This window comes from Amycolatopsis sp. SB7-3 (genome assembly GCF_041021335.1).
GTDB lineage: Bacteria > Actinomycetota > Actinomycetes > Mycobacteriales > Pseudonocardiaceae > Amycolatopsis > Amycolatopsis japonica.
On sequence record NZ_JBFPJQ010000005.1, the window covers coordinates 44,961 to 70,621 of the forward strand.

Consider the following 25,661-nt stretch of genomic DNA (forward strand, 5'->3'; position numbering starts at 1 on the left):
GGAAGACCATGAGGATGTTCCAGCGTTTGGCCATCGGGATCGCTGTCGCCGCCATCGCGGTGACAGCGCCCGCAGGGGCGGTGAGCGCCGCCGATGACACGGGTGTCACCTCCATCGCCGGTCCCTACCCGGACTACGGCACTTGCGCTGCCGCGCAGAACGCCATGGGGATGTTCACCCAAGTCGGCCCCTGCACTCATGCCAGTGACGGATGGCGTTTCTGGTATCTGTAGGCACTTCGGCTAGCGGCCCCGCCGGCGCAGGACGTGGACACCGCGACCTGGAACCGTTCCGCGGCCCGCCGCAACGGCCAGTCCTTATCCACGACACAGCGGGCCAGCCGCAGCCTGCCCGCAGGAGTCAACGGTGCGTTAGCGTGAGTCGTGAGGGCCTCCAGGTAGCCGGTGCAGATGTCGCAATCCACACCGAACCCGGAGGCCCTCCCTCACGCCAAGATCATCAACATCCGTGTCGCCCCCGTTCAACAGGGTTCGCCAGCGGTCGCGGGGGAGTGCGAGGTCGATCTCGACGATCCAATGAGCATTCCGAGGGCGAGTTGTCGGCCGGCGCCCGCGTCGGTCGTGGGGGCAGCTACCGCTCGGACCAACGCGGACGAGCCAGAGCTGATTTTCATGTCCATGTTGTACAGGGCGGTGTTGCCCGCCATTCTCCACTGCTCAGGGGGTTGAGGGTCCGGTCGTCACGTCCGAGACGTCAACTCCGGCACTGCATGATCAGTGGTACGAGGGCACTGATGACCAGCGGCTTCTTGTCGATCGATGTGCATCCCGCACGTGCCATTCCGTTTCGGCGGATAGGGTGGGCACCGCAGTGCATCCCGGAGGAGTCTGTCCGGGGGCACCACAGGAATCTCGCAAATCTCCGGCAGTTTGTCTGCCGGGAGCTTGATCGTGACGGTCGGAACAAACCCTTTACCGATACGCACGATGTCGATGAATCCGAAACGGTTCTGTTGGCCTTGCGTGGAAAACCGTCGCCGTCGGTCTGGTCACCGGCGACCCGGCAGGGGCACGCGAACACCGAGCCCGTCCTATCGCGCGGTGACGCGGGTCACGGCGGGTCGTGTCACGTTTTCGGTGGTCCGCGGTGTCTTGGGAGGCATGCCTGAACACAAGACACGTCACAAGGTCGTGGTCATCGGTGGTGGTTACGCCGGAACGCTCGCGGCCAACCGTCTGCGGATGCGCGCCGACATCGACATCACGCTGATCAATCCCCGCCCGGAGTTCGTCGAGCGGATCCGGCTGCACCAGTTCGCGGCACGCAGCGGCGATGCGACGATCGACTACGGCACGCTGCTCGGCGAGAACATCGAGTTGGTCGTCGACAGCGTCGCACGCATCGACACCGCCACACGCACCGTGGAGTTGGCCTCGGGTGGCGGATTGGCCTACGACTACGTCATCTACGCGGTCGGCAGCACCGCGGCGACACCGTCGGCGGTGCCCGGCGCCGTCGAGTTCGGTGTGCCCGTCGCCGAGTTCGAGGACGCGCAGCGGCTGCGCGCCAGGCTGGACGAATTGCCGCCCGCCGCGCCGATCACGGTGGTCGGCGGTGGATTGACCGGCATCGAGACGGCCGCGGAACTGGCCGAGCGAGGACGCCCGGTCACGCTGGTGTGCGGCCGAGCCCTGGCGCCTTATCTGAGCGCGCCGGGTCGCCGGTCGGTCGCCAGGTGGATGAGCCGGCACGGTGTCACCGTGCTCGAGGCCGACGTGGTGACCGAGGTCCGGCCGGACGCGGTCGTCCTGGCCGGCGGTGCGGTCCGTGCGAGTGCGTTGACCGTCTGGACGGCAGGGTTCGGTGTGCCCGAGCTGGCCCGTGTCAGCGGGTTGAGCACCGACGATCTAGGGCGGCTGCTCACCGACGAAACGCTGACAAGCGTCGACGACGACCGCGTCGTCGCGGCGGGCGACGCCGCCGCACCGTCGGGCCGGCCGTTGCGGATGAGCGGTTATGCCGCCGGGCCGCTCGGGGCACAGGCCGCCGACACCGTGCTGAGCCGTATCGCGGGCACCGAACCGGCGTTGATCGACCTGGCCTTCACCGGCGCGTGCGTCAGCCTCGGCCGCCACGCCGGCATCCGGCAGCTCGCCCGGAAGGACGACAGTACGGTGAACCTCTACATCGGCGGCCGCATTGGCGCGTTGATCAAGGAAATGACCTGCAGGTTCGTGGTGTCGAAAAGGATTCGCCGGGAGGCTCGCGAGCCGGGCGCCATGGGCTGGCCCAGGGGCGGCCCTCGCCCCGGCAGGCAGATCACCACCGCACAGGGAGTCGCGTCGCTGTGACCACCGACGAACACGCCGAGCGGTTCACCCACCTTCGCCCGCTGCTGTTCACGATCGTCTACGAGATACTCGGCTCGGCGACCGAGTCCGACGACGTGCTGCAGGACGGCTATCTGCGGTGGGCCGAGGTGGATCTGGCGACGGTGCGGGACACCAAGTCGTATCTGGCCCGGTTGGTGACCCGGCAGGCGCTCAACACGGTGCGGGCGAACACGCGCCGTCGCGAGGACTACATCGGCCCTTGGCTGCCCGAGCCGCTGCTGCTCGACGACACCGACCCGTCGGCCGACGCGGTGCTCGCCGAGTCGGTGTCGATGGCGATGCTCGTGCTGCTGGAAACCCTTACTCCGGACGAGCGCGCGGTGTTCGTGCTGCGTGAGGTGTTCGGCTTCAACCACGACGACATCGCCGCGGCGGTGGGCAAATCGGTGGCGGCGGTGCGCCAGGTGGCGCACCGGGCCCGCGAGCACGTACAGGCGCGGCGCAAGCGCTTCGCACCCGCCGACGCCGTGACCACCGCGCGGATCACCGAGAAGTTCATGACCGCCGCGGCCACCGGAAACCTGGAAGAGCTGCTCTCGCTGCTCGCGCCGGAAGCCACCTGGACCGCTGACAGCGGCGGCAAAACCATCGCGGCGCGCCGGCCGATCGTGGGTGCGGAGAAGGTCGCCGCACTCGTCATGGACCTCTTCCGCCCCGAGCGGCGGACGGCGGACCTGCGGATCGAGATGGTCAACTGCAACAACACACCCGCGTTGATCTCCTACCGCGGCGACCAGCCCGAGGGTGTCTTCCTGGTCGAAACCACCGACGGGAAGATCACCCACTTCTACGCCATTCGCAACCCGGACAAACTCCTCGCGGTGACGGATCCGCGTCAGATCAGCCGGTAAATGATGACCAAGGAGTTGACCGTGACCGACACGCAGGTAGTGATCGCCGGGGCGGGGCCGACGGGGCTGATGCTCGCGTGCGAGTTGCGGCTCGCCGGGGTCGAGGTGCTCGTGCTCGAGCGTCTCCCGGAGCGTCGGACGGTGGAATCGCGGGCCGGCGGGCTGCACATCCGCACGATGGAGACGCTCGATCAGCGGGGCCTCCTCGACCGGTTTCTCGAGCGCGGACAGCGGAGGCAGGCCGTGCGCTTCGCCGCCGATCCGCTCGACGTGTCCGATGCGGCGACGCGGTATCCGTACGTTCTCGTCATCGCGCAGTCCGAAGTGGAACGGCTGCTGGCGGAGCGCGCGGTGGAGGCCGGGGTACGGCTGCGCCGCGGCGCCGAGGTCGCGGGGTTCACCCAGGACGACACAGGTGTCACCGTGGAGCTCGCGGACGAATCACGCGTCCGGGCGGACTATCTCGTCGGCTGCGACGGCGGGCGCAGCACCGTGCGCAGGCTCTCGGGCATCGAGTTCCCGGGCACCCCGGCCACGATGACCGCTCTGCTCGGCGACGTCGAGCTGGCAGAGCCGCCGGTGGACGACATCTTCCAGGAACGGCGCGAAAACGGGAGCTTCTCGGTGCTGGCATCAGGCCCGGACCGGTATCGGGTGCTGACCAACGACTTCGATCACGTCGCGGGCCGGGACGAGCCGGTGACCCTGGAGACCCTCCGCACGGCCTTGGCCAAGATCGCCGGCACGGACTACGGGATGCACTCGCCGCGCTGGCTTTCCCGGTTCGGCGACGCGGCGCGCCAGGCCGACCGTTATCGCGAGGGCCGGGTTCTCCTCGCCGGCGACGCCGCGCACATCCACTTCCCGGCAGGCGGTCAGGGCCTGAACACCGGTGTCCAGGACGCGGTCAACCTCGGCTGGAAGCTCGCCGCCGTCGTCCGCGGCCAGGCCGCGGGCCTGTTGCTCGACACCTATCAGGCCGAACGCCACCCGGTCGCCGCCCGGGTCCTGCGGAACACCCGGGCCCAGACCGCACTCCATCGGGTGGACGCGCACACCTCCGCTCTGTGCGAAGTGCTGGGCGATCTCATCGACATCGACGAGGTACGGCTGCGCCTTGCCGGAATGATCACGGCGACCGACATCAAGTATCCGACGGTCGGGACGGACGACCTCCTCGGCAGGCGGATGCCGGATCTCGACCTCGTAGACGGCCGTGTCTACGAGCTTCTGCACCGCGCCCGCGCTGTTCTGCTGGATCTCGGTGGTCTCCGGTCACTCGGCGCCGTCGTGACCGGCTGGGCGGGCCGCGCCGATCTCATCCGCACCCGACCAGCCCAGGGCTCCGATCTCGGCGCGGACGCCGTGCTCATCCGTCCCGACGGACACGTCGCCTGGCTCACCCGCACCGGCCAACGGCCAGATCTGAACGGCCTCCGGACCGCCCTCACCACGTGGCTTGGCCCCGCCGATCCGGACGTCCAAGGAGAACGAAAGGCAAACTCGAACGACAACGAAGTCCCAGCACGTGACCGGTGAGAAGCCTTCGCCCCAGCATCGACCCCGTCCGCGACCACGATACGTTTGCCTTACCCCTCAAGAGTTCCGGAACTCGCCAGGCCCGAGATACAGGCCGCCGGTGACATCGAGCCACTGGCCGGTGATCCAGCGGGCGTCCTCGGAGACGAGAAATGCGATGGCGTCGGCGATGTCCTCCGGCTGCCCGACCCGACCCAGTGCGGTGATGGCCGTGCTTCGCTCGACCAGGTGCGGAGCGTCCTGAATCCAGGAGTTCATATCGGTTTCGGTGACCCCGGGAGCGACGGTGTTCACGGTGATGCGCCTCGGGCCGAGTCGCTGCGCCAGGTTCCGGCCGAGCACGTCCACCGCTCCCTTCGTCATCGCGTACGCGGTCTCGGGCATGGCGATCCTGGTGGCGGCGGAGGAGACGTTGACGATCCGGCCGCCGTCCCGCAACAGCGGCAGCGCCCGTTTGATCGCGAAGTACGGGGCCTTCACGTTGATCGCGAAGAGCCGGTCGAACTCCTCGGGCGTCACCTGGTCGAGCGTGCCGGCGAAGGCGGCCGCGTTGTTGACCAGTATGTCCAGCGGCCGGCCGGTCAGCCCCTGCTCCACTCCGGCGAACAAAGTGTCCACATCGCCGTCCACGCCGAACTCGGCGTGGACGGCGAAGGCCACCCCGCCGACGCGCTCGATCGCGGCCAAGGTCTCCCTCGCCGCGGCGTCATCATGTCCGTAGTGCACGGCGACCAACGCTCCATCGGCGGCCAGCCGGGTGGCGATCGCTCTTCCGATTCCTCGGGACGCACCCGTCACCAGCGCCGTCTTTCCGGTCAGTTCCATACATTGATCTTGTGACCGGTCGGCACGCGCGTCCAATACCTGTCGTTATAACCTGCGGCTATGGATGTTCGGGTCCAGGATCTGCGGTACTTCATCGCGGTCGCCGAGGAGTTGAGCTTCACTCGGGCGGCGAACGATCGGCTGTTCATCTCGCAGCCCGCGCTGAGCAAACAGATCCGCCAGTTGGAGGCCTGCCTGCGGGTGACGCTGTTCGACCGGGACCGCCGCGCCGTCGCGCTGACCGCCGCGGGTAAGGCACTGCTGCCCCGTGCCCAGCAGATCGTGCAGCTATGGGAGCGGGCACGCCGGGAAACGGCCGAGGCATCCTCGACGCAGCTGGCCACGCTGACAGTCGGCTTCCAGACCCGAATCGGCCGGGGGCTCATTCCTGGTGTCACGGCGAGAATGAGCGAGTCGCTGCCGAGCTGGCGACTGCGGTTCCGTCAAGTCCCCTGGAGCGATCCGTCGATCGGGTTGGCTGCCGGCGATGTGGATGTGGCCATCGCCTGGCTGCCCATTCCCGATGACACCGGGCTTTCCTGGCGGGTGGTCGCCTCCGAGCAGCGATGGGTGGCGGTACCGCCGGGCCATCGCCTGGCCCGCCGCGAGGTGATCCCGTTCGCCGAACTCATCGACGAGCCGTTCATCGCGCTCCCCTCGTCGGCTGGGCCGCTGCGCGAGTTCTGGCTGGCGACCGCAAGCCGTCCGCGCCCGGCCGACGTCGCGGCCGAAGCCGAGACCGTCGAGGAGTCCTATGAGGCGGTCGCCTCCGGGCTCGGTGTCGCGCTCCTCGCCGCCGGGAATGTCGAGATCTACCAACGAAACGACGTGGTCTGTCGTCCGGTCGCCGGGCTCTCACCAGGCGAACTCGCGGTCGTCTGGCGCAGCCCGGATCGCCGGGACGCGGTGCGTGTCTTCGTGAACGCCTGCATCGGCTGCTTCTGTGGCGACAGTTCCCGTCGGGAACAGGGGGGCACCGAGCCGCTTGCGGAGTCAGCAGATCGTTGAGCCAGGGCCGCGGACCGTGGATCGATCGTCCCGGGCGTCGGCCTGCGTTCCACGGAACGGGCGCGCCTCAGGGGTGGGTCTGCGACGTGTTGCCCGCGAGGGCTTCGACGACCTTTCGTGCGGTGGCTTTGGCCGAGCCCGGGTTCTGGCCGGTGACGAGGTTGCCGTCGGTCACGGTGTAGGAGACGAAGGGGAGCGTGGCTTTCTCGTAGAGCGCGCCGCGCTCTTTCGCACGTTCTTCGGCGTTGTAGGGCACCAGTTTGTCGACGCGGGCGAGCACCTCTTCCTGCCAGGCGAAGCCGGTCATGTGCTTGCCGTCGATGAGGTAGGTGCCGTCGGAGAGGCGGGTGTCGAGCAGCCCGCAGTAGCCGTGGCAGACCGAGGAGACGATGCCGCCGCGCTCGTAGATCTCGCGGGTGATGCGCTGCAGGCCTTCGGAGCCGGGGAAGTCGTACATCACGGCGTGGCCGCCGGTGAAGTAGATGGCGTCGAAGTCGGCGGAGTCGATCTCCTCGGGGCTCTTCGTGGTCGCGAGGAGTTCCATTTTCGCGGGGTCGGCGCGCCAGGCCTTGGCGGTCTTGTCGTAGGTGGGGAACTTCAGCGACCGCGGCTCGAGCGGCGAGGCACCGCCCGCTGGGCTCACCAGGGTCTGCTCGAAGCCCGCCTCGTCGAACACGTGCCAGGCGTGCGTGAGCTCGGAGAGCCACAGCCCGGTGGCGTGGGACGGGTCGTCGTAGTGACCGACGTTGGTGACGACGTTGAGGATGCGCTTGGTCATGGCTGTTCTTCCTTCCGGCGGGTGGCGGGCCGGTGCGGCTCGTGGTGGTCATCTCGTCCTCAGCTCCGGTCCTGGACGGAGGTGGGCACCGGCATGTGCAGTGCCAGCTGGCCTTCGGTGGTGACGTCGAGCTGGATCGTCCGGATCGGCTTCAGCGAGCGCAGGTCCTGGCTCATCCGGCCCTCCCCGAGCCGCAGGTCCAGGCCGCGGGGGAACCGCGTGGTGCCGGCGGAGAGCATGTTGATCTGGCTGGTCGTGGCGTGCCAGGCGCCGTCGATCGTGGTGTAGGAGGTCAGGGTGGAGACGTGCTCGCCGGTGGGCCGGGCGGTCTGCTTCGGCGTGGGCGCCGAGAGGGCGAGGTCGAGGCCGCCCTGGTCGTTGGCGACCCTGGCGGAGGTGCGCCCGGTGTCGATGTCGACGTCGAGCCGGGTGACCCACTTGGGGAAACCGTAGCCGTCGTGGCCGCGGACCTGCGCGATCTCGGTGTTGACCGGGAGCGAGAGCACGTAGGAGTGCAGGGAGTCGTTCTTGAGTCCGGTGACCAGGTCGAGCAGGCCCAGCCCGCGGCTGTGCCGGGCCGGCTTGACGGCGATGCCGACGGCGGCCTCGGTGTAGAAGTCGATGTCGCACACGTCGTACCGGAAGGCCATCACCGAGACGATCCCGAGTCCCGGGGCGACCTCGAGCGGCTCCAGCTCCTGTGGCAGGCGGCTCCGGATCGCCTTCGTCGGCGCGAGCATCGTGAGCCGGGTCGTGGAGATGCGGTAGTAGAAGTTCGGCGTCAGCGTGGGTCCGATGCGGGAGTCCACGCGGGTCTTCGGCATCCGGCGGAAGAAGTCGACGCTGCCGACCCTCGGGTCCCGTGCGACCTCGTCGAGGTCGGTGTTCATCCGGAAGCGGTCGTAGAGGCCACCTTCGGGGACGGTGACGAGACGGCCTCCGAGGTCGACCTCGACGGTGCGGTCGGTCAGCTTGCCGGACGGTGTCATGAGCGCTCTCCTCAATGTAAGCGGCGTCAACACCGAGGGTCGCACGACATGTGAGCACTGTCAACACCGGAGGGTATGAGGCCCGCGACGAACGTTCGGCAGGCCTCAGGGGGTGACCGACGCGATCGCGAGGAAGGCTCCGCGCACCCGCTCGGCAACCTCGTCGTCCGAGGCCGCCTGCAGCTTGCCGTCGAGATACAGGCAGGCCAGTCCATGTGCGAGCCCCCATCCGGCGGACGCCAGAGCCGAGGCGTCCGCCTCGGGAAAGACGTGGTGGAGTGCGTCGGCCAGCAGTTCGTGCAAGGCGTCGGCGGCCTTGACCCGCTCGTCATCCGCGTCGTCGCACGGCTTGCCGAACATCACCCGGAAGAGGGCGGGGCGCCGCAACGCGAAGGCGACATAGGTGACCGCGAATTCGGCCAAGTCCGCGAGTGAGGTGGGCGGTGTGCGCCCGTCGCCCAGGTCTGCCAGGAGGTCCCGGAAGCCCTCGGCGGCCAGGGCGGACTCCAGTGCGTCGCGATCCTTGAAATGACGGTACGGCGCCGTCTGTGACACGCCGGCCCTACGCGCGATGGCGCGAAGCGAAAAGGGCTCGCCGGCCTCGAGCATCTCCATGGCGGACGACAGCAGCGCTGCCCGCAGATCGCCGTGATGGTAGCCACCCTTCCCTGATGTTGACACCGCTTACTTCACCCTCCTACGCTGTTGTGAGCACTGTAAACATACCGCGTCCGGAGGAATCGAGGCCGATGTCCGCACCCACGAACCCGCGTCCCTTCGACGTCGTGCTCTTCGGCGCCACCGGCTTCACCGGCGGCCTGACCGCCGAGTACCTCGCCGCCCGTCTCCCTCGTGAAGGGAGGCTCGCGCTCGCCGGGCGCAACCAGGCCAAGCTGGAGGGCGTCCGCAACCGTCTCCTCCGGATCGGTCAGCGGGGGGAGGACATCGCGCTTCTCCACGCGGACTCCTCGGATCCTCGGTCACTGGCCCGCGTCGCGGAGTCCGCGCGGGTCGTGATCACCACGGTCGGCCCCTACCTGGAGTACGGCGCACCGCTCGTGGCCGCCTGTGCCGCGGCCGGCACGGACTACGTCGACCTCACCGGCGAGCCCGAGTTCGTCGACCGGATGTACGTCGAGCACCACGCGACGGCCGAGCGGACCGGCGCTCGTATCGTCCATGCGTGCGGCTTCGACTCGATCCCGCACGATCTCGGCGCGCTCTTCACCGTCCAGCAGCTGCCGTCCGGGGTGCCGGTGACCCTTCGGGGCGTGGTCCGCACGAACGCCACCATCTCCGGCGGCACGCTGCACTCCGGTCTCGGCCAGCTGTCGCGACCGCGCGCCATGCTGCTGGCCGCGGCCGGACGCCGTCGGCTCGAGCCGCGACCGCGGGGACGACAGGTTCGCACCCGTGTCGGCCGCCCCCATCGCGACCGCGTGCTCGGGACCTGGCTGATCCCGCTGCCCACGATCGACCCCGACGTCGTCCGGCGGTCCGCGCTCGCTCGCCCGGACTACGGGCCCGACTTCACCTACTCCCACTACGCCGGGGTCCGACGCGCCACCACCGTCGCCGGCGCGGTCGCCGGTTTCGCCGCCGCCCTGGCAGCAGTGCAGGTCCCGCCCCTGCGCCGCGCCATCGGCCGACGCATCCCGCAAGGCGAGGGGCCGTCGGCGGAGCGGCGCGACCGCACGTGGTTCACCGTCGACTTCGTCGGCGAGGGCGGCGGTGAGAGCGTGCACACCCAGGTCAGCGGCGGAGACCCCGGCTACACCGAGACAGCCAAGATGCTGGCCGAGTCGGCGCTGTGCCTGGCCTTCGACGACAACCCGCCCACCGCCGGCCAGGTCACCACCGCCGCCGCGATGGGCGAGAACCTGACGCGCCGGCTCCAGGACGCAGGCATCGGCTTCACCGTGATCACCTGAGCTGCCCCCCCGACACTTCAAAGGAGACCCGAATGCAGACCGTTCTCGGCGCCGGCGGACCGATCGCCGACGAGCTCGTGAACGAGCTCCACCGCAACCACACCACAGACATCCGGCTCGTCAGCCGCAAGCCGAAGCAGGTCAACGACACCGACGAGCTCGTGGCCGCGGACCTCACCGATGCCGCGGCCACCAGCCGTGCTGTCGCGGGCAGCGAAATCGCCTACCTCACCGTCGGGCTGCCCCTGGACTCGCAGCTGTGGGAGCGGCAGTTCCCCGTCATCATGCGCAACGTCATCGACGCCTGCGCCGAACACGGAACGAAGCTCGTCTTCTTCGACAACACCTACATGTATCCCGGAACGTCGGCGCCCCAGACCGAGTCCACGGCATTCGCGCCGGGCGGCCGCAAAGGACGTGTCCGCGGCGAGCTCGCCACCATGCTGCTGGAGGCCATGCGAGCGGGCCGGGTCCAGGGCCTCATCGGCCGCGCCCCCGAATTCTACGGGCCCGGCCGGACCACGAGCTACACGAACTCGTTGGTGTTCGACCGGATCAGAGCGGGCAAGCGGCCGTTCGTCCCGGTCGACGCCCGCGCCAAGCGCTCCCTGATCTGGACTCCCGACGCGAGCCGGGCACTGGCCCTGCTCGGCAACACCCCGGATGCCTACGACCAGACATGGCATCTGCCGGTCGACCCGAACCGGCGAACGTACGCCCAGCTCGTCGAGATCGCCGGCGAGGTCACCGGCCGCAAGATCGGCTACACGGTGCTGCCGATGTTCGCCTTCCGTCTCGGGCGCCGCTTCGTCAAGCCGCTCGACGAGATGTACGAGCTGCTCGCCCGCTACCGCGACGACAACATCTTCGACAGCTCGAAATTCGCGGCCCGTTTCCCGGACTTCCGGGTCACCACGTACCGGGAGGGCGTGGAGCGGATCCTCGCGCCGACGGCTTATGGGGATACGAGAGCACCCTGGCCTCCCCGCTGACCTCCGAAGTCCTGCCAGATCGCCGGTCTGGTCGAAGGGCGGTGGTGCGGGGCAGACTGGTCGTCTGGCTCGGGCGTAGGGAGGCGCGATGGTGGGGGATCTGGTGGATGTGGTGGCAGCCGCGCTGGTCGCGGGAGCGGCGGTCGGGGCCAAGGACACTGCCTCGCTCGCGGTCAAGGATGCTTACGGTGGCCTGGTCGGCGGGCTACGTCGGCGGCTGGGGAGGAAGGCGGCCGAGGAACTCGAAGAAGCGGCCCGCGACGATTCCGTACCCGACCGGGAACAGCGGATCCGGGCCGAGCTCGCTCGAGCACTGGACGGAGTGGACCTCGAACCCGATGACGAGTTGGTCGCCGCCGCGCGAGACCTGCTTGATCGACCCGGTTCGGCCGGCGGCAAGTTCGCCGTCGATGCCCGCGAGGCACAGGGTGTGCAGGTCGGCGACCACAACTCGATGACGCTGAACTTCGGCTCGCGATCGTCGCAGTGACCGCGTCGGCCGACGAACCGAAGCCCAAGGCGGTCGACGCCCGTTACGGGCAGGGTGTGCAGGTCGGCGACCACAACACGCTCTACCTCCAGGTTCAGGGCGCTGTCCCGGAAAGCGGCGCGGTGGTGACGGCGATTCACGCCGAGCCCGACGCCGAGGTGTTCGTGGGAAGGGCCCCGGATTTCGAGCGGCTGACCGGGCTTCTGGCGCCCACCGAACCCGGCGTCGCCCGCCCGGTGGCCGGCGTAGTGCAAGGTATGGGCGGGATCGGCAAGACCGCGCTGGTCCGACGGGTCGCCGCGGAGGCGGTGGCTTCAGGGTGGTTTCCCGGCGGTGCGGTTTTCGTGGATCTGCGCGGCTATGAACCCACTGTGGAGAACCGGATACGGCCCGGTCAGGTGTTCGCGTCGGCGTTGCGGGCGCTGGGCGTGCCGGCCGAGGGGATCCCGACCGACGTGGCGCAGCAGCCGACCGCTTATCACCGCCACCTTGATCTGCTGGCCGCTCGCGGCCAGCGGGTGCTGGTGGTGCTGGACAACGCCGCGGATCCCGATCAAGTCCGCGATCTGCTGCCGACACCGTTCGCTGCCCGCGCTCACCGGGTGCTGATCACGTCGCGTGACACTCTGCCTCTGGCCGGCGTCGATCGAGTGGAGCTGGGGGTGCTGGCGCCCGATGAGGCAGCGGAGCTGCTGCGAGCCGTGCTGCACCAGCGGGCCCGGAGCCGCGGCCTGCCGGCTGATCCTCGGGTGGCCGATGCCGCCGCTGTGGCGGAGGTGCTGCGGTGGTGCGGGTGGCTGCCTCAAGCCGTGGCGATCGCCGCGGGCGTCTTGGCCGAGGAACCGGACTTCACCATGGGGGAGCTCGCCGCCGACCTGGCTGACACGCGAACCCGGTTGGACGTACTGGATGACGGTGTCGGCGGGATACACGCCGCGTTCGCGACGTCTTGGCACCGGCTGCGCACCCGAGATCCCGAGGCGGCCCGGTTGCTGTGCCTGCTGACGATCGCGCCCGGCCCGGACTCCGGTTCGGCGGCCGCGGCGGCGGTGCTGGGTGTGGACGAGGTGGTCGCGAGGGTGCGGTTGCGGGTGCTGACCCGCGCCCATCTGCTGTTGGGTGGCCCGCGGCGCTGGCAGTTCCACGACTTGCTGCGCCTCGCAGTCGCCCGGCACGCCGTGGCCGATCTCGGCATCAGCTCGGCGCAGCTCGCCGCCGCGACCGACCGGGTGCTTGACCACTACCTGGTGACGACGCGAGCCGCGCTGGACTGGATGGCGACGGTGCGCTCCCAGGCACCGCACCCTCACGGCGGGCCGTTCACCGGTTGGCAGGACGCACTGACCTGGCTGGACACGGAACAGGCGTGCCTGGTCGCCGCGGTGGCGACAGCCGAGGAGGCCGAACAACATCAGAAGGTGGTGGATCTGGCTTTCGCCCTGTCGAATCTCTGGTCCTGGCGGCGTCAGGTGGCCGACTGGGGCGCCGTCGCCCGGATCGCCGACCGATCGGCGCGCCGGTTGCGTGACCCGGTAACGACGGTCCTGGCCATCGACAACCTGGCGGCCGCCCTGACCGAGGCTGGACGGTGCGAGGAGGCCCTGCACAATCTGAACACCGCGCTGCTGGCCGGCCGCGTACTCCTCGACGATCTGGCCATCGACGGCCGGATGATGGACGACATGGGCTTGGCGTTGCAAGGCGTGGGCGACGCCGGGAGAGCGGCAAGCTACCACCTCTATGCCGTTGACCTTTTCCAGGAACTCGGTGACCGCCGCAGCGAAGCCGCCGCGCGAAGCAACGCCGGTTCCGCGCTCCAGAAAAGGGGCGATCACATCCGCGCTCTCGACGAGCACACCGCCGCGGTGGCGATCTTCCACGACATCGGTGACCGACCTCATGCGGCGATGGCGCGAGGCAACTTGGCGATCACCTTGTACGAGCTCCAGCAGCGTGGCGACGCGATCGACGAGTTCCTCGCTGTGGGAACCGCCTTCGAGGAAGTCGGCGACAGGCGCAGCGCGGCGCAGACGTGGCGCAACCTGGGTGTGGTGTTCCGCGAGGCGGGTTGGCTTGCCGACACCGTGCAGGCGTTCGTCGCCGCCGCCGTGACCTACGCGAAGATCGGTGACCGTCGCGCGGAAGTTCAGATATGGCGCGAACTGGAACGCATCTTCACCGCCGCTGGCCGACCCGACGACGCCCGTGACGCCGCAGAACGGGCGGCCCCGGCCCCCGAGACCGCCGGTTGTGACGAGCCGGTTCAGGGTTTGCTCGGTTGGCGGCTCCGCCCGGATTTCGAAGACGAACCGACGCGGTAGCGCGATCCTGACGGCTCGATACTTCGGCGAACAGATGGCAGGGACGGCGTCGCGACCGATCGACAGCTCGGCGTGCTGTTCGGTGTGAGCCGGCCGACCGCGACCCGGCGGCGGAACCGAGCGCTCGATGCGCTGTTTGAAGCCGGTCGTGAATGGCGGCGACAGTGCTGACGCTCCGGGAGGATGAGGCCCAGCCACGTCGTTGGAGTTGAGGGGTTGATCGATGATCAGCATAAAGCGTCGTCAGAAGCTGCCGAGAACAGATGGGCTTGCCCATTTCCGGGGTTCGTCTCGCAAGGATGGGCAGGAACTTCCTGCCATGGTCATGAATCGGATCGCCTGGTATCAGGCTGCGGGCCGTCGTAATCGCAAGCGCTATGCCCTCACCGAGGTCACCGCCGTTCTCGCGGCGGCAGCGGTTCCGGTCGCCACGACCGCTCGCTTGGACGGGACGGTGGTTGCGGCGCTCGGCGCCATCGTGTTGGTGGCCACCGGTATCCGCACCACGTTCCAGATCCACGAGAACTGGATCGAGGACAACCGCATGCGTTACGACATCGAGCGGGAGGCTGCACTGTTCCTGGTGGACGCTCCGCCCTACCAAGGACCCGACGCCGCCAGGGACCTGGTCGTCAGGATCGAACTCTTCGCTCACGGTAGCGGCCATCGCTGGCTTGCTCGACGCACGCGGATTCGAGAGCAAGAAGAAACCGCTGCTGTACAGCCTCCCGTGCTTGGACAGTAAGGCTTCCCTGACGGCGTGAATCAAGGGTCGGCTGGTCGAGCGTGTCTTCGACGGCGAACTTCGCATCGCCCACGCCCGCGTGCGAGTGATCGGATTCCCGGCGTGTGACGCCCTTGACGCGCTCGCCGGTTCCGATGAGCGAGAGCTGCGCAACCGTCTGCGCGGATCCGGCGCGGGCCGCATCGTCGACGTTTCGAGCAGCGGGAGCGGCTCCGGCGGTGATCGCCGCGACGTTGCCCGCGGATGGTCCTACCGGGACGTTTTCGGGGACGGCGCCCTGGTGACCTGCTGCTTCGGGCGGGAAAGGACGGGACCTGTTCGGCCGGTGGGCTCAGGCGCTGGTGTCCTGTTTGGCCAGTTCGTTCGCGAAGCCGCCGAGTATGCCGGCGAGTCCTAGCTCGAACCGATCGGTGAGGCCGCGTTCGTTGAAGCCCTCGGTGACCTCCACCAGATTCGGATACTGGTCCGTCGGGAGGCTGCGTACGAACTCGTGCATTTCGCCGAGCCGTTCGTCCGCGGCCGAGCCGGTGCCGAACGCGACCTCTTGGGTGACGAACCCGATCGAATAGTAGAGGAGGACGAGGTAGCAGTAATTGGACAACTGCTTGTCGAATCCGGCGCGCCGCAGTGTTCCGATCACATGCTCGGCGATTCGTAACCAGTTCGGCACGAGCGGCACGCGCCCGGTGAGCAGTCGTGTCGCCGCGGGGTGATCCAGTAGTACGCGGCGCAGTTCGCCGGCGACGTTGGCGAGCCGGTCGGTCCAGATGTCGTCCTCGTCGTCGGGGAGTCGGCATTCGCCCAGCACGGCGTCGACGATCAAGTCGAACAGTTCGTCCTTGCCGCGCACGTGCCAGTACAGCGACGGCGATTTGATGTTCAACGCCGTGGCGAGTCCTCGCATGCTGAACGACTCGAAGCCCTGGCTCTCGAGGAGGTCGAGTGCGCACCGCACGATCTCGGCTCGGTCCAGCCGCGGCTCCGGAGTCCTTTTGTCCCAAAGTCCGTCCGGGTTCCGGCGAGCTCGAGCCTTGCTGGTGCGGCGGGGCTCTGTCATCAGGCTCGTCCATTCGTGTCGCGCTCCTCGCAGCCTAGCATCGTTAGGACGCCCTAGCGGTGCTAGGCATTGCCCGATGAAACTAGCGCCGTTAGTCTCCGCCTAGCACTGTTAGATGGATGGACGTCGAAAAGAGGTTTCCGGTGGGTGTAAACGTTCCCCGGGATGGAACCGGGGTGAACACGAAGCTCGAGAACGAGGAAACGACGAGTTGGTGGCCCTTGGTCGCCATCGTCGCCGCGGTGTCGATGCTGATGATGAGCGCGACGATCGTCACCGTCGCGCTGCCGGACATCCAGCGTGAACTGGGTGCCGGCCTCAACGACCTGCAATGGGTGGTGAACTCCTTCACCCTCGCGATGGCCGTGTTCCAGTTGACCGCAGGGTCGCTGGGTGACCGCGTGGGCCGCCGCCGGATGTTCCTGATCGGCGTCCTTCTGTTCGCGATCTCCTCGCTCGCCTGCGGAATCGCGCCGACCTCGAACACACTGATCTGGGCGCGAGTCGTCCAAGGTCTCGCCGGCGCCATCATGTTCGCGACGACACTCGCCCTGGTCGCGCAGTGCTATCGAGGTCAGGCACGGGGGTTCGCGTTCGGCGTCCGTGGTGCCGCGGCCGGGGTCGCCGTCGCGCTCGGGCCGCTGCTCGGTGGGGTGCTGGTGGCCGGGTTGAGCTGGCGGTGGGTCTTCTTCGTCAACATCCCGGTCGCTTTGGCGACGTGGGGCATCGCGTGGGCGAAGCTGCCCCGGCGCGAAGAGTTGCGCAAGGACAAGAGCCTGGACATCGGCGGCCTTCTCACCTTGACCGCGGCGCTGGTGCTGCTGATGTTCGCGCTGCTACGAGGAGAGGAATACGGCTGGGGAAGCGCACGGGTTCTGCTGATGTTCGGCGGCGCCGCGCTCGGGCTCGTCCTCTTCCTGCTCATCGAAAGCCGGCACCCGTCGCCGATGCTGGAGCTCTCGTTGTTCCGCAGGCGCACCTTCAGCGGTACGCAGCTGAGCACCATCGCCACCCACGGCAGCTTCTTCGCCCTGCTGGTCTACCTGTCCCTCTACTTCCAGGACGAACTCGGTTATTCGGCGTTGCAGACCGGCCTGTGCTTCCTCGCGGTCAACGTGCCGATCCTGCTGGCGGGACCGGCGGCGGGTGCGTTCATGGATCGGCTGCCCGCCCGTGTCCTGCCCACCGCGGGATTGGCGCTGGTGGGCGTCGGGCTGATCGTGCTGCACGGGCTCACCCCGTCGTCGACCTGGACGGACCTGCTCGCCGGAATGATCATCGCCGGGTTCGGACTGGGAATCACCTTGCCCGCCTTGGGTTCCCTCTCGATGGAGGTGGCGGACGGGCCGCGGCTGGGGATGGCCGCCGGGGTGAACAACACGGTCAGCCAGACCGGGATGGCGATGGGTATCGCGATCTACGGCGCCTTGTTGTCCCACGAGATCGTTTCGTCGATGACCCGGGATCTCGCCGGAGTCCCGGTTCCGGTCGCGGAACTGGCGGGTGCGGCATCGAGCGGTCAGCTCGGCCATGCCGCCGCTGGATTGCCTCCCGCGCAACAGACTCTCGTCCTGGACGCGGCGCACCAGGGCTACGTCAGCGGCCTCAACGGTCTGTTCTTCGTCGTAGCGGGGGTCGCCTTCGTCGGCGCGCTTTTGACGGTGCTGCTCGTCCGGGCGCCGTCGAGATAGACCCTGTCCCGCTGAGCCCGTGATCGGTCGATCCCGGAGAATCCAGGCGTCGTGGGTTTGTCCTTCCGCCCGCGCAGGGAGAGGGGGCGCGGTGTTGTCGAGCACGGGAGAAGTGGACAACGACCGGTGACGCTGCCAGGGTCGCAAGTCTCGATTCCTCGTGCTGGAAGGGATTTCTCATGCCAAAGGTGGCGACTCAGGCGTCCGTTTCGCTGGACGGTTTCATCGCCGGTCCGGAGAACGGGGGGTTCGAATACCTCTTCGCGTGGTGCCGTGCCGGCGATGTCGAGGTGCCCACCGCGTCGGGCCGGTCGTACCTGGTCTCCGAGGCGTCCGCCGACTATGTCCGCGACATGATCGAGGGCTACGGGGCTCTGGTGGTCGGGCGAAACCAGTTCGACGGCATGGACGGGTGGGGCGGACAGCACCCCATGCGCGTGCAGGTCTTCGTGGTCACTCATTCGGTGCCTGAAGGCTGGGCTCCCGAAAGCGCCGAGTTCGTCTTCGTGACCGAGGGCGGCGTCAAGGCCGCCATCGAGCAGGCCAAGGCGGTCGCCGGGGACAAGAACGTCGGCGTGGGCCCGGGCGTCGTAGCCCGCGAAGCGCTGGAAGAGGGGTTGCTCGACGAGATCCGCATCGACCTCGTGCCGTTCATGCTCGGCGACGGGGTCCGTTTCGTGGACACGCTCGGTACCGCTCCCCGGAAATTCGGCGAGCCCCGGGTCATCCAGGGCAAGAAGGTCACGCACCTCGTCTATCCCGTGGACCCCGGCGAATAGTGCCGATCACCAGCTGCCGACTCGGAGGTCCAGTGCGCGGGCGAGGGCGGCGATGACCGGGCCGTCGTGGTGGGGCAGGTTACTCTCGGCCCAATCTGTTGCCAGCGCCAGGAAACCGGCGAGGTCGTGCTCGGCTCCGGCGAGGAGGTGCCGGAGATCGGCGGCAGGCAACTCGATCGTCGGGCTGTCGGTTCGCTCGGCGTCGACGGTCAGCCGCACGGCATCACCGTGGCGTTCGGCGAGGGGATCGGGATCGTGCCCGAAGCCGACCTGGCCGCTGCCCTCGACGACTTGGTGCCATTCGCGCCAGTCCTCCAGACCGTTGCAACAGCCCGGCATGAACTTCACGCCTGTGGAGCTGTCCGTCACCTGAAACCCGCCGGCCGCGAAGAGGGTGTCAAGCGTGAGCAGGCCGTGCAGGAACGACCCCAGCGGGTCGGTGGGACGCGGAGGGCGGACGCCGTCCTCAGGGTCGATGTCGTTGCAGGCGGCGATGTTCATCACCGCTGTTCCGACCTCGAGGGGCGTGAGTTCGCCGTTGAGCGGCATGTACCCGAACGATTCGGTCTCGGCGACAGGCCAAAGGGCGAAGCCGTCCGTCGCGCGGACCTCCAGAACGGGCTGCATCGTGATCACCCGGGGAGTATCTCGCATTTCTTCCGGACTACGCGTCGTCGTCCGGACGGTCTTCGAGAATCCGATCGTCCTGGTGCGCGCCGTAGAACCGGGCCTGTCGCGACATGATCTCGCGCATCGTGGTCCCTCTCGGGACGCCGTACACGACCTGCGGGAATTCCAAGGTGCGTTGTAGTTCCCAGAGCTCGTCGTGCCGGTCCGGCGAGAACAGCGTGGCCGGGTTCCCGGCGGCGATCCAGCCGATGGGGAGCACCGCGCCGGGAAACAGCGACGCGCCGGTCGCGGCCGCGGATCAGCGCGCCGCTCAGCACCGCGGACGGCGCGACGTACGCCGATTCGGGTACCACGGGCCGTCGTCCTCGATGTTCGATCAGCATGGCTCCAGCTATCCGCGGGGTGAAGGCGGGTCGCGGGTCAGCCGAACCGGACTTCGGGGATCGCCGCCATCAGCCGTTCCCACTCGGGGTATTCGGCGAGTTTTCCTTGGTAGACGGAGGTGATCTTCGCGGCCAGCTCCGGATCGGGGTCGTCGGAAACGGCGAGTCCGACATGCAGTTTGGCGTAGTGCGGGAGGATCTCCGGGTCGCCGGCCAGATGGACGGGGTCGTACATGTAGCGCTCGAACGCGCCGAGGTCGGCGAGGCCGAAGGAATAGCCGTGGGTGTAGCCCTCGGCCGCATCGCCGAGAAGCCTGCCGACCGTGGAGAACGCCACCGACTCCACCGCCGCGGTTCGGCGGATCAATTCCAAGGCGCGGGCCTTCTGCTCCGCTGTGCTGTCTTCGCGGAACGCGAAGCGCATGAACTGGACGATCAAGACTGCCTCCCGTAGATTGAACCGGCGAGTTCAAAGTAGTGAACGGGTGGGTTCATGCGCAATGCCGGACGCTGAAAGTCCGGTGGATAGGATCGTGTCGTGACGAAGGCGAGGGTCGACAAGCGCCAAACGATCTTGGACGCGGCCTTCACGGTCTTCGCGCGCCACGGGTACGCCCGGGCATCCGTCCAGGAGATCGCGGACGAGGCGAAGGCCGCGAAACCCACTGTCTACAACCATTTCGGCGACAAGGAAGCGTTGTTCCGCGGTGCCATGTCGGCAACGGCCGACAGCGTCGCCGCCGACACGCTCGACGCCATCGAGCCGCTCCGCGAGGCGGGGGCCGATGTTCGCGCGACACTGCGCACCGCGGCTTCCCGGCTGCTGCGCATCTGCTCCGGCGAGCGTTCGCGCGCGCTCCGGTCGCTGGCTTACGCCGAGCTCGCCGCGTTCCCCGAGCTGGCGATCACCATGCAGGAGCGCACGTCGGTGCACCTGACGGAGGCCTTGGCCGACCGGTTCGCCCGTCTCGCCCTTTCCGGCGCTCTTCGCTCCTGCGATCCGGCCAGGGCCGCCGAGCAGTTCCTCGCCCTGCTGATCGGGCCGCTGGAGTCCCGTTCGCGGTTGGGCACTCGCGCTGTCCCGGCGGCCGAACTCGAAGGTATGGCGGAGTCGGCGGTCGATACCTTCGTGCGCGCGTACGGCCCGTAGTGCCGGTGGGTCTCAGGGGCGGTCCGGGGCGAATCTGCCGTCCTCCCGGTACAGCCAGTACCGGCGCAGCATGCGCAACACCACGGAGACCTGCAGTGCGGTGATGCCGGGCAGGGGAGCGAGGTCCCTGGTGAGGAAGTCGGCCATCTCGTCCTCGTTGCGGAACACGCCCTGGTGGATGACCGAAGCGGTGCCGGCGACGATCGACACGTAGCGCGCCGACGGATGCCGCGCCAGTTCCCCGGCCACGGCCTGGATGGCGCCCGGGGTGATGGTCAGCGCGATGACCGCCTCCAGTTCGTAGCCGAGCTGCGCGGGTTCCACCTCGACGCGGGGCCGGACGATGCCGCGCCGCAACGTCGACTGGATCAGCCGGTAGGCGGTGGACTGGCTGAGGCCGAGGCTCCGGCCCGCTTCGGCCGCGGTGATCCGGCCGTTCCCGGCCAGCAGCCCGATGAGCCGCCGCTCGTCCGGGCCCACGTCGTCGGCGTCGAAACCGTCCGGGACGACCTGTTCGCGGGACAGGATCTTCTGCTGGTCTTCGCTCAGCCGGTGCAGGCGCCAGGAGTCGGCCCTGGTCAGCGCCCGCAGCACCAGCTCCGAATGGGTTCCCGCCACACCCGGCACGCCGGGGATGCGCTCGGCGAGCAGTTCGCGCGCCTCGGCCCGGTCCGGTACGTGCACGGCCAGGTAGACATCCGACCGGCCCGCCGTCTCCGCCGCCAGCTGGACCTCGGGAAACCGGGCGAGCGCCTGCGCCGCCGAACCGGACGCGCCGGGTTCGGTGGTGACCCAGACGTGGCGCGGGTTCCCGCGAGCCCTCGCCGTCCACTCGACCTGACCGATCACGCGGAGGATCCGCTGTTCCTCGAGGCGGACCAGCCGCCGTCCCACCGTGCTGGCGGAGACGTCGAGCGCTTCGGCGAGCGTGGCGACCGAGGCGCGCGGGGCGATCTGCAGCGCCGCGATCAGGTCGAGGTCGGGTTCGGTCAGCACTCGATGAATGTATCAGTCATCCATGAGTCTTACATGACTGATCCGTGCAGAATTCGATTCAAGGTTGCACTATTCGGTCGCTTGAGTTTGTAATGGGCCTCCGATCAGGAAGGAGCCGCGCCGGTGAGTTCCAGCCAGGCCAGAACGACCTCACGTCCGATGAACCTCCTGCTGCGCGCGCTCGACGGCGTCGAGCGGCTCGGCAACAAGCTGCCGCATCCGTTCTGGCTCTTCGTCATCCTGAGCGGAGTGCTGGCACTGGCCAGCTGGGCGCTCAGCGCGGCCGGCGTGTCGGCGGTGAACCCGGCGACGGGCAAGACGGTCGAGGCGAAGAACCTGTTGTCCGCCGACGGTGTGCGGATGATGGTGACCGACGCGGTCAAGAGCTACACGTCGTTCCCGCCGCTGGGCACGATCCTCGTGGTGATGCTCGGCGTGGCGGTCGCCGAGCGGTCCGGTCTGCTCGCGGCCGTGCTCCGGTCCGGCGTTTCGAAGGTCTCACCGCGGTGGGTGACCTTCGCGCTGGCGTTCACCGGAATGGTGTCCCACGTCGCGTCCGACGCGGCCTATGTGGTGCTGATCCCGTTGGGAGCCTTGGCTTTCCGCGCGGTGGGGCGGAGCCCGATCCTGGGTATCGTGGTCGCGTTCGTGTCCATCTCCGCCGGGTACGACGCGAGCCCGCTGATCACGCCGACCGACGCCATCCTGTCCGGGCTGACCACGGCGGCGGCGCAGACGATCGATCCGGCCTACTCGGTCACCCCGCTGGCCAACTACTTCTTCTCGCTCGCCTCGTCGGTCGTGCTGGCCGCCGTGATCACGCTCGTGACCGAGAAGGTCCTCGCGCGGCGCGCCGAAGCGATGCCCGTCGACGACGACGCGGAGGAGGACGACCTCGGCTCGCTCAAGCTCAGCCGCGAGGAACGACGGGGCCTGCTCGCCGCGCTCATCGCGCTGGCCGTCTTCGTGGTCGCCCTGGTGCTGGCGGTGCTGCCCGCGTCGTCGCCCTTGCGCGGCAAGGGCGGAAGCATCATCGAGTCACCGTTGCTGACGTCCATCTCGATCTTCCTCGCGCTCGGCTTCCTGGCCGCGGGCTGGGCGTACGGCAAGGTCGCCGGGACGGTGACCAGCAGTCGCGACATCCCCGGGTTCATGGCGCACGGATTCCGTGAGATGGCGCCGATCCTGGTGCTGTTCTTCGCCATCTCCCAGTTCCTGGCCTACTTCAAATGGACCGGCATCGGGGAGATCACCGCGATCAACGGCGCCGGCCTGCTCAAAACCGCCGGCGTCTCCGGACCGGTCGTCATGCTGGGCATCCTCGTCGTGGTGACGCTGGTCAACCTGATCGTCACCAGCGGCTCCGCCCAGTGGGCGCTGATCGGCCCGGTGTTCGTGCCGATGCTGATGCTGCTGGACATCCCGCCGGAGACCACGCAGGCGCTGTACCGCATCGCGGACTCGTGCACGAACGCGATCACCCCGATGAGCCCGTATTTCGTGATGGCGCTGGGTTTCCTGCAGCGTTACCGGCGTTCGGCGGGGATCGGCACGCTGTTCTCGATGACGGTCCCGCTCTCGTTCGCCCTGCTGGTGGTGTGGACGTTGCTGTTCTTCGTGTTCTGGGTGTTCGGCATCCCGCTCGGCCCCGGCGCCCCCGTTCGCTAGGAAGGGATTCTCTTGTCACACACGGATTGGTCCCGGCAGGCACTGCCCGCCATGCTCGACGATCTGCGGAGCATCGTCGAACTGGAGACGCACAGCTACGACAAGCCGATGCTGGACACAGGCCTCGACACCATCCGGGCGTGGGTCTTCGACCGTCTTGGCGCTCCCGGCACCGAGACCCGCCACACCGACACGGTCCGCGGCGACGTGCTCGAACTGGGCTACGCGGGGACGGCGCCGGGCACGGTACTGCTGCTGAGCCACTACGACACCGTCTGGCCGACGGGCACGCTCGCCGGATGGCCGTACACCGACGAGGACGGCCGCGTCACCGGGCCGGGCGCGTTCGACATGAAACTCGGCCTGGTGCAATCGGTCTGGGCCCTGCGAGGGCTCCGCGAACTCGGCCTTCCGCATCCGTCGGTCAAATTCCTCTTCAACGGCGACGAGGAGATCGGCAGCCCCCACTCGCGGCCGTACATCGAAGCGGCCAGTGAGGGTGCGTTGGCCACACTCGTCTTCGAGGCGTCGTTGGACGGCAAGCTGAAGACCGCGCGCAAGGGGGTCGGCCTGTTCGACGTGACCGCCACCGGCGTCGAAGCGCACGCGGGCCTGGACCCGTACGCGGGAGCGAGCGCGATCCACGCCCTCGCCGAGATCGTCGGACAGCTGGCGTCCGCGGGCTCGCGCGAACTCGGGACCACCGTCAACGTCGGCACCATTTCCGGTGGCACCGGTCGTAACGTCACCGCGGGCGGCGCCGGCTGCGGCGTCGACGTCCGGGTCGCCGAACCGTCCGAAATGGACCGGATCGACAAGGTGTTCGCCGGTCTGGAAGCCGCCGATCCCCGCGTGGGCATCTCGGTCGAAGGCGAGTGGAACCGGCCGCCGATGACCCCGAACGACCCGTCGCGGGCGCTGTTCGCGACCGCGCGGAAGGTGGCCGCCGAAGCGGGCTGGGAGCTGGAGGAGACCGCGGTGGGAGGGGCGAGCGACGGCAACTTCGTGTCGGCGCTGGGCCGCCCGGTGCTCGACGGTCTCGGTGCCGTCGGCGGCGGTGCCCACGCACGCGACGAGCACATCCTCGTGAAGCACATCCCGGAACGGACGGCGCTGGTGATCGGGCTGATCGCGGCACTCGTCTGACGAGCGGGGCGATTCGACGTTTCGACGACCGCCGGACGTGGTAGCCCATCTGGTGTCAATGCCCGCGGTTGGGGAGTGACGCCATGTCGTCCACGGAATCCACAATGGACAAGGGAGCCGTCGTCGCAGGTTATGACGGCTCCGAAGAAGCGCGGAAGGCCGTGCGCTGGGCCGCGGGGGAGGCAGCCGCCCGCGGTCGCGGGTTGGTCGTCGCCCATGTCGTCGGATTCCCGCCCGTGCCCGAAGCCGTCCCGGGTGGCGGGGCTTGGCCGCGGCCTGGATTCCTCGAAGCAGGGCAGGAAACAGCGCAGCGGCACGCCGAGGCCATGCTCGGCGACATCGCGCAGGAATGTCGCCGGGCATGGCCGGAGCTGACCGTTTCGACGCGGTTGCTGTCCGGTCGCGCCCCCGACGAGCTGGCCCACGCCGCGGAGAACGCGGATCTGCTGGTCATCGGTTCGTCGGGGCTCACCGCGCTGCCCAGGCTGCTGGTCGGTTCGACGGCCAACGAACTCCTGCACGACTACCACCGGCCCATCGTGGTCGTGCGCACCGGCGAGGAACCGTCGGCGGACGGTGACGGGAAGGTCGTGGTGGGTGTCGACGGATCCGAGATCAGCAGGGAAGCCATCGGATTCGCCTACGACTTCGCCGCCCGGCACGGCCGCGCGCTGGTGGCCTTGCACGTGTGGTCCGACCTGCCGCTCGAAGCGATGGCGGTGACGCCCACCGAGCACGACAGGGAGCTCATCGAGGAACGGGGAAAGCCCCTGCTCGACGAAGCGCTGGCCGGATATCGCGAACGGTATCCGGACGTTCCCGTCCAGCGCGTGATCGCGGTCGACCGGCCCGCCCACGCGCTGGCGGAGCAAGCCGAGGGCGCCGCGCTGCTCGTCGTCGGCAGTCACGGACGCGGGCCGTTACGCCGCGCTCTTCTGGGCTCGGTCAGCCGCGCCATGGTGCACCACGCGCCTTGTCCGGTCGCCGTGGTCCGTCACCACAAGGAGCGCCACGCCGGTAGCCGCTGAGCCCGGCGGTAAGTGTTGTGCGCCCACACGAGCGCGCTCGCGGCGGCGACTCCGGCGAGGAACACGAGGCCCCTGTCGCTGAAGAGTCCCACCGTGATCATGAGGAGCGCGGTGATCTCGGCGACGACGAGCACGGCCCACCAGGTTTGGCCACCCGAGGAACGCTTCACCTGGTCGAAGGCCGCCGCGAGGTCGGGATCGCTCGCGGTCAGGTCTTCTTCGATCTCCTGCAGGATGCGGCGGTCTCTGCGTCGCACGATGCCTCCTTCGTCGCCCTTGTCCCGCGCGTACCCGCCGGGGCCCGGGACAA

At 68.6% G+C, this 25,661-nt stretch carries 27 protein-coding genes and 1 pseudogene; 17 read left to right on the top strand and 11 right to left on the bottom strand.

The genetic code is table 11. The features are described 5' to 3' along the window. The first annotated feature begins 8 nt into the window (after positions 1-8). A complete protein-coding gene (locus AB8M46_RS30610; RefSeq protein ID WP_394362725.1) occupies positions 9-233 on the top strand; it encodes a hypothetical protein in 225 nt (74 codons plus the stop codon). Here AB8M46_RS30610 and AB8M46_RS30615 read toward each other — a convergent pair. After that, positions 209-397, bottom strand: a pseudogene (locus AB8M46_RS30615) (hypothetical protein); the annotation flags it as partial. The gene AB8M46_RS30610 and the pseudogene AB8M46_RS30615 overlap by 25 nt on opposite strands. 724 nt (positions 398-1,121) lie before the next feature. Between AB8M46_RS30615 and AB8M46_RS30620 the strand changes: the two are divergent. From AB8M46_RS30620 to AB8M46_RS30630, 3 genes are read left to right on the top strand one after another with little or no spacing between them, the layout of a single operon-like run. Further along, positions 1,122-2,312: an NAD(P)/FAD-dependent oxidoreductase gene (locus tag AB8M46_RS30620; protein WP_394362460.1), complete on the top strand. Its 1,191-nt coding sequence runs from the start codon at positions 1,122-1,124 to the stop codon at positions 2,310-2,312. Next, positions 2,309-3,205: an RNA polymerase sigma factor SigJ gene (gene sigJ / locus AB8M46_RS30625; RefSeq protein ID WP_037345024.1), complete on the top strand. Its 897-nt coding sequence runs from the start codon at positions 2,309-2,311 to the stop codon at positions 3,203-3,205. Before AB8M46_RS30620 ends, sigJ begins: the two co-directional genes overlap by 4 nt. A gap of 21 nt (positions 3,206-3,226) precedes the next feature. Further along, entirely contained in the window at positions 3,227-4,744 is a 1,518-nt protein-coding gene (locus AB8M46_RS30630) for an FAD-dependent monooxygenase (protein ID WP_394362461.1), read from the top strand. Positions 4,745-4,801: 57 nt separating this feature from the next. Here AB8M46_RS30630 and AB8M46_RS30635 read toward each other — a convergent pair whose 3' ends face one another. After that, positions 4,802-5,569: an SDR family NAD(P)-dependent oxidoreductase gene (locus tag AB8M46_RS30635; RefSeq protein ID WP_394362462.1), complete on the bottom strand. Its 768-nt coding sequence runs from the start codon at positions 5,567-5,569 to the stop codon at positions 4,802-4,804. A 60-nt stretch (positions 5,570-5,629) separates the two neighbouring features. Between AB8M46_RS30635 and AB8M46_RS30640 the strand changes: the two genes are divergently transcribed. Then, on the top strand, positions 5,630-6,577 hold the full coding sequence (locus tag AB8M46_RS30640; RefSeq protein ID WP_063777635.1) for a LysR family transcriptional regulator: 948 nt from the start codon (positions 5,630-5,632) through the stop codon (positions 6,575-6,577). A gap of 67 nt (positions 6,578-6,644) precedes the next feature. On the opposite strand, the gene AB8M46_RS30645 is transcribed toward AB8M46_RS30640, so the two are convergent. The 3 genes from AB8M46_RS30645 to AB8M46_RS30655 all read right to left on the bottom strand — a co-directional run bounded on the left by AB8M46_RS30645 (position 6,645) and on the right by AB8M46_RS30655 (position 8,959). Beyond that, positions 6,645-7,355 carry a type 1 glutamine amidotransferase domain-containing protein gene (locus tag AB8M46_RS30645; protein ID WP_350592442.1) on the bottom strand — a complete coding sequence of 237 codons (711 nt, stop codon included), beginning with the start codon at positions 7,353-7,355 and terminating at the stop codon, positions 6,645-6,647. 59 nt (positions 7,356-7,414) lie between these two features. Next, positions 7,415-8,344, bottom strand: a complete 930-nt coding sequence (locus tag AB8M46_RS30650; protein ID WP_394362463.1) for an acetoacetate decarboxylase family protein — start codon at positions 8,342-8,344, stop codon at positions 7,415-7,417. A 105-nt stretch (positions 8,345-8,449) separates the two neighbouring features. Continuing rightward, positions 8,450-8,959, bottom strand: a complete 510-nt coding sequence (locus AB8M46_RS30655) for a TetR/AcrR family transcriptional regulator (RefSeq protein ID WP_394362464.1) — start codon at positions 8,957-8,959, stop codon at positions 8,450-8,452. Positions 8,960-9,093: 134 nt separating this feature from the next. Between AB8M46_RS30655 and AB8M46_RS30660 the strand changes: the two genes are divergently transcribed. The 6 genes from AB8M46_RS30660 to AB8M46_RS30685 all read left to right on the top strand — a co-directional run bounded on the left by AB8M46_RS30660 (position 9,094) and on the right by AB8M46_RS30685 (position 14,823). Then, entirely contained in the window at positions 9,094-10,275 is a 1,182-nt protein-coding gene (locus AB8M46_RS30660) for a saccharopine dehydrogenase family protein (protein ID WP_394362465.1), read from the top strand. Between the two features lie 32 nt (positions 10,276-10,307). Then, positions 10,308-11,267 carry an NAD-dependent epimerase/dehydratase family protein gene (locus AB8M46_RS30665; RefSeq protein WP_394362466.1) on the top strand — a complete coding sequence of 320 codons (960 nt, stop codon included), beginning with the start codon at positions 10,308-10,310 and terminating at the stop codon, positions 11,265-11,267. An 88-nt stretch (positions 11,268-11,355) separates the two neighbouring features. Beyond that, entirely contained in the window at positions 11,356-11,757 is a 402-nt protein-coding gene (locus AB8M46_RS30670) for an RIP homotypic interaction motif-containing protein (RefSeq protein ID WP_037345033.1), read from the top strand. Next, the gene (locus AB8M46_RS30675) at positions 11,754-14,078 is read left to right on the top strand and encodes an AAA family ATPase (RefSeq protein ID WP_394362467.1); all 2,325 of its coding nucleotides are present in this window, start codon (positions 11,754-11,756) and stop codon (positions 14,076-14,078) included. Before AB8M46_RS30670 ends, AB8M46_RS30675 begins: the two co-directional genes overlap by 4 nt. Before the next feature lie 18 nt (positions 14,079-14,096). Next, positions 14,097-14,249, top strand: coding sequence for a transposase family protein (locus AB8M46_RS30680; protein WP_394362712.1), 153 nt, complete (start codon positions 14,097-14,099; stop codon positions 14,247-14,249). A 52-nt stretch (positions 14,250-14,301) separates the two neighbouring features. Continuing rightward, positions 14,302-14,823 carry a DUF4231 domain-containing protein gene (locus AB8M46_RS30685; RefSeq protein WP_394362468.1) on the top strand — a complete coding sequence of 174 codons (522 nt, stop codon included), beginning with the start codon at positions 14,302-14,304 and terminating at the stop codon, positions 14,821-14,823. 331 nt (positions 14,824-15,154) lie between these two features. Here AB8M46_RS30685 and AB8M46_RS30690 read toward each other — a convergent pair whose 3' ends face one another. Then, positions 15,155-15,880 (bottom strand): TetR/AcrR family transcriptional regulator, encoded by a 726-nt coding sequence (locus AB8M46_RS30690; RefSeq protein ID WP_394362469.1) that lies wholly within the window; start codon positions 15,878-15,880, stop codon positions 15,155-15,157. A gap of 176 nt (positions 15,881-16,056) precedes the next feature. Here AB8M46_RS30690 and AB8M46_RS30695 point away from each other — a divergent pair, with 176 nt between their 5' ends. Both AB8M46_RS30695 and AB8M46_RS30700 read left to right on the top strand, forming a co-directional pair. Next, positions 16,057-17,571, top strand: a complete 1,515-nt coding sequence (locus tag AB8M46_RS30695) for an MFS transporter (protein ID WP_394362470.1) — start codon at positions 16,057-16,059, stop codon at positions 17,569-17,571. Positions 17,572-17,750: 179 nt separating this feature from the next. Further along, positions 17,751-18,350, top strand: coding sequence for a dihydrofolate reductase family protein (locus AB8M46_RS30700; protein ID WP_394362471.1), 600 nt, complete (start codon positions 17,751-17,753; stop codon positions 18,348-18,350). Positions 18,351-18,356: 6 nt separating this feature from the next. Here AB8M46_RS30700 and AB8M46_RS30705 read toward each other — a convergent pair whose 3' ends face one another. The 3 genes from AB8M46_RS30705 to AB8M46_RS30715 all read right to left on the bottom strand — a co-directional run bounded on the left by AB8M46_RS30705 (position 18,357) and on the right by AB8M46_RS30715 (position 19,787). After that, positions 18,357-18,977, bottom strand: a complete 621-nt coding sequence (locus tag AB8M46_RS30705) for a hypothetical protein (protein ID WP_394362472.1) — start codon at positions 18,975-18,977, stop codon at positions 18,357-18,359. Between the two features lie 37 nt (positions 18,978-19,014). Continuing rightward, the gene (locus tag AB8M46_RS30710) at positions 19,015-19,239 is read right to left on the bottom strand and encodes a hypothetical protein (RefSeq protein ID WP_394362473.1); all 225 of its coding nucleotides are present in this window, start codon (positions 19,237-19,239) and stop codon (positions 19,015-19,017) included. A gap of 161 nt (positions 19,240-19,400) precedes the next feature. Then, positions 19,401-19,787, bottom strand: coding sequence for a Dabb family protein (locus tag AB8M46_RS30715; RefSeq protein WP_394362474.1), 387 nt, complete (start codon positions 19,785-19,787; stop codon positions 19,401-19,403). 114 nt (positions 19,788-19,901) lie between these two features. Between AB8M46_RS30715 and AB8M46_RS30720 the strand changes: the two genes are divergently transcribed. Next, the gene (locus tag AB8M46_RS30720) at positions 19,902-20,513 is read left to right on the top strand and encodes a TetR/AcrR family transcriptional regulator (protein ID WP_394362475.1); all 612 of its coding nucleotides are present in this window, start codon (positions 19,902-19,904) and stop codon (positions 20,511-20,513) included. A 12-nt stretch (positions 20,514-20,525) separates the two neighbouring features. On the opposite strand, the gene AB8M46_RS30725 is transcribed toward AB8M46_RS30720, so the two are convergent. Beyond that, positions 20,526-21,509, bottom strand: a complete 984-nt coding sequence (locus tag AB8M46_RS30725) for an Lrp/AsnC family transcriptional regulator (protein WP_037345050.1) — start codon at positions 21,507-21,509, stop codon at positions 20,526-20,528. A gap of 159 nt (positions 21,510-21,668) precedes the next feature. Between AB8M46_RS30725 and AB8M46_RS30730 the strand changes: the two genes are divergently transcribed. From AB8M46_RS30730 to AB8M46_RS30740, 3 genes are all read left to right on the top strand, one after another. Next, on the top strand, positions 21,669-23,177 hold the full coding sequence (locus AB8M46_RS30730) for an AbgT family transporter (protein WP_037345051.1): 1,509 nt from the start codon (positions 21,669-21,671) through the stop codon (positions 23,175-23,177). 51 nt (positions 23,178-23,228) lie between these two features. Beyond that, complete coding sequence (locus tag AB8M46_RS30735; RefSeq protein ID WP_394362713.1) at positions 23,229-24,323, top strand: M20 family metallopeptidase; 1,095 nt, start codon at positions 23,229-23,231, stop codon at positions 24,321-24,323. Between the two features lie 83 nt (positions 24,324-24,406). Beyond that, positions 24,407-25,351 carry a universal stress protein gene (locus AB8M46_RS30740; protein ID WP_394362476.1) on the top strand — a complete coding sequence of 315 codons (945 nt, stop codon included), beginning with the start codon at positions 24,407-24,409 and terminating at the stop codon, positions 25,349-25,351. Here AB8M46_RS30740 and AB8M46_RS30745 read toward each other — a convergent pair. Then, positions 25,318-25,608 (bottom strand): DUF3040 domain-containing protein, encoded by a 291-nt coding sequence (locus tag AB8M46_RS30745; RefSeq protein ID WP_378421085.1) that lies wholly within the window; start codon positions 25,606-25,608, stop codon positions 25,318-25,320. The genes AB8M46_RS30740 and AB8M46_RS30745 overlap by 34 nt on opposite strands. Between the last annotated feature and the right edge of the window lie 53 nt (positions 25,609-25,661).